Below are 5374 nucleotides of genomic sequence, written 5' to 3'. Positions count from 1 at the left end.
TCGTCACCGGCGCCGAGAACATCAAGCGGGCCCTGTTCACCGACGGCGACGTCGTCCGCGCCCGCTACCGCCGCCCGCTCCTGCTCACCGGAATCGACGTCGGCGTCATCCGCCCTGACCTCGCCGAACGCCTCCTCCCCCTCCGCCTGGAACGGCCCCGCGTGCGGCGGACCGAGGAGGAGCTGTGGACGGAGTTCGCGCGGGAGTTGCCCGTGATCCTCGGGTCCGTCCTCGACCTGGCCGTCAGCGTCCGCGCCGCCCGCGCGGACATCCCGACCGACCTGCGCATGGCCGACTTCGCCCACCTGTGCGCGCAGCTGGACGCTGCCCGCAGCTTTGGGGCGCTGGATGCCTACCGGGCCAGCCTGGACGACCTCAACGACGACGTCATCGAGGGCGACCTCCTCGCTCAGACGGTCCTCAAGCACGCCGCCGACATCGAGCCGGGCACCGAGGTCCGGATGGCGTCGGCAGAGTGGCTGCACGCGCTGACCCAGCTCTACACCGGCGAGGACTTCCGGCCCCAGCCCAAGGGATGGCCCACCACCGGCAAAGTCCTCTCCGACCGCCTCAAGCGACTCCAGCCCGTCCTCGCCGCCCGCGGTGTCCTCGTCGACTGGGGCCGCACCCGCACCGCCCGCTACATCGCGATGGCCCGGCCCCAGCCCACGCACGACGAGCAGCAGGACCTCTTCTAGACCCGCGTCGGCGGTCCCGGCCGCACAAGCAAGAGGAGCACCCCGCGCCTGGCGCTCCGGTGCTCTTCTTGTTCTTCGGCGGCCGCGCCGCCGCCCAAAGGGCGTGCCGCTTTGCGGCTCCGCATTGACGCCCTAAGGCGCACACAACAACAGACACAAGCCCCACTTTTTTCCTAAGTAGGAAGACGCTGCGTCACCTGCGTCACGACGGCCCCGAAAACCGGCCCTGACCTGCAACAACACCCGTGACGCAGAACCACAATTCCTGAGTCACCGTTCGTCACCTGCGTCACCCGTGACGGCTGGCTGTGTCACCGGTGACGTAGCCCCCGACCCCCTCCGTCACGCAAACCCGCAGGTCAGGGCCCCAAATGACGCAAGTGACGCGATGACGCAGAAATCCCAACCTCGGACACACGCCGATGTCCACAGGCCCCGGCATTGAGTCCCCTGTTTGCCGCCCGCCGCCGCGCCGCCCTCAGCCCGGAGGAAGGAACACCAGTGAGCGTCACGACCACGCCGCCCATGGAACCTGTCCTGCTCAAAGTCGCAGCAGCCACGACCGCCCTCAGCCTGAGCCGCTCCGTCATCTACGAACTGATCCGCTCCGGCCGCCTCCGCACCGTCAACGAGGGCCGGGCCCGGCTTATCCCCCGTTCCGCCATCAACGAGTACGTCGCGCTCCTGGAGCGCGAGGCAGGAGAGAGCAAGTGACCAAGCGCCGCAGCAGGGGAGACGGTGGTCTCCACTGGGACGAGAAGCGGCAGCGGTGGATCGCCACCGCCACCCTCGGCTTCGATGCTCGCGGGAAGCGCGTCGTGCGGAAGGGGAGCGGCAAGACCAAGACCGAGGCTAAGAACAAGCTCAAGGAGGTGCTCCGCGATCACGAGGACGGGTTGGCGGTCGCGCCGACCAACTACACCGTGGCGAACGCAGTGGAGGACTGGCTCATGTACGGGTTGGCCGGCCGCGACGCGCGGACCGTGGCCACCTGTACGTCCCTCAGCCGGATTCACGTCGTCCCCGCGCTCGGTGCCCGGAAGCTTCGGGAGTTGAGCGGCGAGGACGTCGACAAGTGGCTTGCTGAGAAGGCCAAGACGCTCAGCACCCGCACGCTCCAGGCGATCCACTCGTGTCTGAACCGCGCCGTGAAGCGGGCCATGGTCCGGGACAAGGTGAAGCGGAACATCGTGGAGCTGTGTTCCATCCCGACCGGGCAGCCCGGCCGGCCGTCGAAGGCGCTCAAGCTGGCCCAGGCCGAAGCCGTGCTGAAGGCCGCGGAGGGGACGTCTGCGTACGCGTACATCGTGGTGGCCCTGCTCACCGGCGCCCGGACCGAGGAGATGCGAGCGCTCACCTGGGATCACGTCTTCCTGAAGGGGGACCCCACCGCGGTGCCTCCCGTACCGCCGCACATCGCGGTGTGGCGGTCGGTCCGCTCCACCGGGGACACCAAGACCAGGAAGTCGCGCCGGACCATCGCCCTACCGGCCCGGTGCGTGGAAGCGCTTTGGCAGCAGTTCGAAGATCAGGGGTGGGACCGGCTGGCCGCTGGTGATCAGTGGACGGAGAAGGGGCTGGTCTTCTCCTCCGCCGCGGGGACCGAGCTGGATTCGACCAACGTCCGGCGTGCCTTCCGGCAGGCGATCACCGGCGCCGAGGGGGTCGATGCGAAGGAGTGGACCCCGCGGGAGCTCCGGCACAGCTTCGTCTCGTTGCTCTCCGACAAGGGGGTCCCGCTCGAAGAGATCTCCAGGCTCGTCGGGCACTCCGGTACGGCCGTGACCGAGGCGGTCTACCGGAAGCAGATCCGGCCCGTGATCCAAACCGGCGCGACGGCCATGGACGAGATCTTCAAGGACGCTCGGAAGCCGTAGTCACTCAGTTAGTCACTCAGCGGAAACAGGTGAGGCACCTACCGAAATCGGTAGGTGCCTCACCTGGTCTTACTCTGTCGGGGTGGCGGGATTTGAACCCACGACCTCTTCGTCACCGGCGCCGAGAACATCAAGCGGGCCCTGTTCACCGACGGCGACGTCGTCCGCGCCCGCTACCGCCGCCCGCTCCTGCTCACCGGAATCGACGTCGGCGTCATCCGCCCTGACCTCGCCGAACGCCTCCTCCCCCTCCGCCTGGAACGGCCCCGCGTGCGGCGGACCGAGGAGGAGCTGTGGACGGAGTTCGCGCGGGAGTTGCCCGTGATCCTCGGGTCCGTCCTCGACCTGGCCGTCAGCGTCCGCGCCGCCCGCGCGGACATCCCGACCGACCTGCGCATGGCCGACTTCGCCCACCTGTGCGCGCAGCTGGACGCTGCCCGCAGCTTTGGGGCGCTGGATGCCTACCGGGCCAGCCTGGACGACCTCAACGACGACGTCATCGAGGGCGACCTCCTCGCTCAGACGGTCCTCAAGCACGCCGCCGACATCGAGCCGGGCACCGAGGTCCGGATGGCGTCGGCAGAGTGGCTGCACGCGCTGACCCAGCTCTACACCGGCGAGGACTTCCGGCCCCAGCCCAAGGGATGGCCCACCACCGGCAAAGTCCTCTCCGACCGCCTCAAGCGACTCCAGCCCGTCCTCGCCGCCCGCGGTGTCCTCGTCGACTGGGGCCGCACCCGCACCGCCCGCTACATCGCGATGGCCCGGCCCCAGCCCACGCACGACGAGCAGCAGGACCTCTTCTAGACCCGCGTCGGCGGTCCCGGCCGCACAAGCAAGAGGAGCACCCCGCGCCTGGCGCTCCGGTGCTCTTCTTGTTCTTCGGCGGCCGCGCCGCCGCCCAAAGGGCGTGCCGCTTTGCGGCTCCGCATTGACGCCCTAAGGCGCACACAACAACAGACACAAGCCCCACTTTTTTCCTAAGTAGGAAGACGCTGCGTCACCTGCGTCACGACGGCCCCGAAAACCGGCCCTGACCTGCAACAACACCCGTGACGCAGAACCACAATTCCTGAGTCACCGTTCGTCACCTGCGTCACCCGTGACGGCTGGCTGTGTCACCGGTGACGTAGCCCCCGACCCCCTCCGTCACGCAAACCCGCAGGTCAGGGCCCCAAATGACGCAAGTGACGCGATGACGCAGAAATCCCAACCTCGGACACACGCCGATGTCCACAGGCCCCGGCATTGAGTCCCCTGTTTGCCGCCCGCCGCCGCGCCGCCCTCAGCCCGGAGGAAGGAACACCAGTGAGCGTCACGACCACGCCGCCCATGGAACCTGTCCTGCTCAAAGTCGCAGCAGCCACGACCGCCCTCAGCCTGAGCCGCTCCGTCATCTACGAACTGATCCGCTCCGGCCGCCTCCGCACCGTCAACGAGGGCCGGGCCCGGCTTATCCCCCGTTCCGCCATCAACGAGTACGTCGCGCTCCTGGAGCGCGAGGCAGGAGAGAGCAAGTGACCAAGCGCCGCAGCAGGGGAGACGGTGGTCTCCACTGGGACGAGAAGCGGCAGCGGTGGATCGCCACCGCCACCCTCGGCTTCGATGCTCGCGGGAAGCGCGTCGTGCGGAAGGGGAGCGGCAAGACCAAGACCGAGGCTAAGAACAAGCTCAAGGAGGTGCTCCGCGATCACGAGGACGGGTTGGCGGTCGCGCCGACCAACTACACCGTGGCGAACGCAGTGGAGGACTGGCTCATGTACGGGTTGGCCGGCCGCGACGCGCGGACCGTGGCCACCTGTACGTCCCTCAGCCGGATTCACGTCGTCCCCGCGCTCGGTGCCCGGAAGCTTCGGGAGTTGAGCGGCGAGGACGTCGACAAGTGGCTTGCTGAGAAGGCCAAGACGCTCAGCACCCGCACGCTCCAGGCGATCCACTCGTGTCTGAACCGCGCCGTGAAGCGGGCCATGGTCCGGGACAAGGTGAAGCGGAACATCGTGGAGCTGTGTTCCATCCCGACCGGGCAGCCCGGCCGGCCGTCGAAGGCGCTCAAGCTGGCCCAGGCCGAAGCCGTGCTGAAGGCCGCGGAGGGGACGTCTGCGTACGCGTACATCGTGGTGGCCCTGCTCACCGGCGCCCGGACCGAGGAGATGCGAGCGCTCACCTGGGATCACGTCTTCCTGAAGGGGGACCCCACCGCGGTGCCTCCCGTACCGCCGCACATCGCGGTGTGGCGGTCGGTCCGCTCCACCGGGGACACCAAGACCAGGAAGTCGCGCCGGACCATCGCCCTACCGGCCCGGTGCGTGGAAGCGCTTTGGCAGCAGTTCGAAGATCAGGGGTGGGACCGGCTGGCCGCTGGTGATCAGTGGACGGAGAAGGGGCTGGTCTTCTCCTCCGCCGCGGGTACCGAGCTGGATTCGACCAACGTCCGGCGTGCCTTCCGGCAGGCGATCACCGGCGCCGAGGGGGTCGATGCGAAGGAGTGGACCCCGCGGGAGCTCCGGCACAGCTTCGTCTCGTTGCTCTCCGACAAGGGGGTCCCGCTCGAAGAGATCTCCAGGCTCGTCGGGCACTCCGGTACGGCCGTGACCGAGGCGGTCTACCGGAAGCAGATCCGGCCCGTGATCCAAACCGGCGCGACGGCCATGGACGAGATCTTCAAGGACGCTCGGAAGCCGTAGTCACTCAGTTAGTCACTCAGCGGAAACAGGTGAGGCACCTACCGAAATCGGTAGGTGCCTCACCTGGTCTTACTCTGTCGGGGTGGCGGGATTTGAACCCACGACCTCTTCGTCC

4 protein-coding genes and 2 pseudogenes are annotated in these 5374 nt (G+C 68.3%); all 6 read left to right on the top strand.

Annotation, left to right across the window (positions count from 1 at the left end; translation table 11 throughout):
- Positions 1-698, top strand: a pseudogene (locus ACZ6I1_RS34850) (ATP-binding protein); the annotation flags it as partial.
- A gap of 501 nt (positions 699-1199) precedes the next feature.
- A complete protein-coding gene (locus ACZ6I1_RS34845) occupies positions 1200-1412 on the top strand; it encodes a helix-turn-helix domain-containing protein (RefSeq protein ID WP_360895150.1) in 213 nt (70 codons plus the stop codon).
- On the top strand, positions 1409-2575 hold the full coding sequence (locus tag ACZ6I1_RS34840; protein WP_469293126.1) for a site-specific integrase: 1167 nt from the start codon (positions 1409-1411) through the stop codon (positions 2573-2575). Before ACZ6I1_RS34845 ends, ACZ6I1_RS34840 begins: the two co-directional genes overlap by 4 nt.
- Positions 2576-2686: 111 nt before the next feature.
- A pseudogene (locus tag ACZ6I1_RS34835) lies at positions 2687-3382 on the top strand (ATP-binding protein); the annotation flags it as partial.
- 501 nt (positions 3383-3883) lie between these two features.
- The gene (locus tag ACZ6I1_RS34830) at positions 3884-4096 is read left to right on the top strand and encodes a helix-turn-helix domain-containing protein (protein WP_360895150.1); all 213 of its coding nucleotides are present in this window, start codon (positions 3884-3886) and stop codon (positions 4094-4096) included.
- Entirely contained in the window at positions 4093-5259 is a 1167-nt protein-coding gene (locus ACZ6I1_RS34825) for a site-specific integrase (RefSeq protein WP_469293126.1), read from the top strand. Before ACZ6I1_RS34830 ends, ACZ6I1_RS34825 begins: the two co-directional genes overlap by 4 nt.
- The last annotated feature ends 115 nt before the right edge of the window (positions 5260-5374 follow it).

Source organism: Streptomyces sp. NPDC046303, from assembly GCF_055588085.1.
The sequence above is the reverse complement of the archived record's forward strand: the minus strand, read 5'-3'. Positions and strand labels throughout refer to the sequence as shown.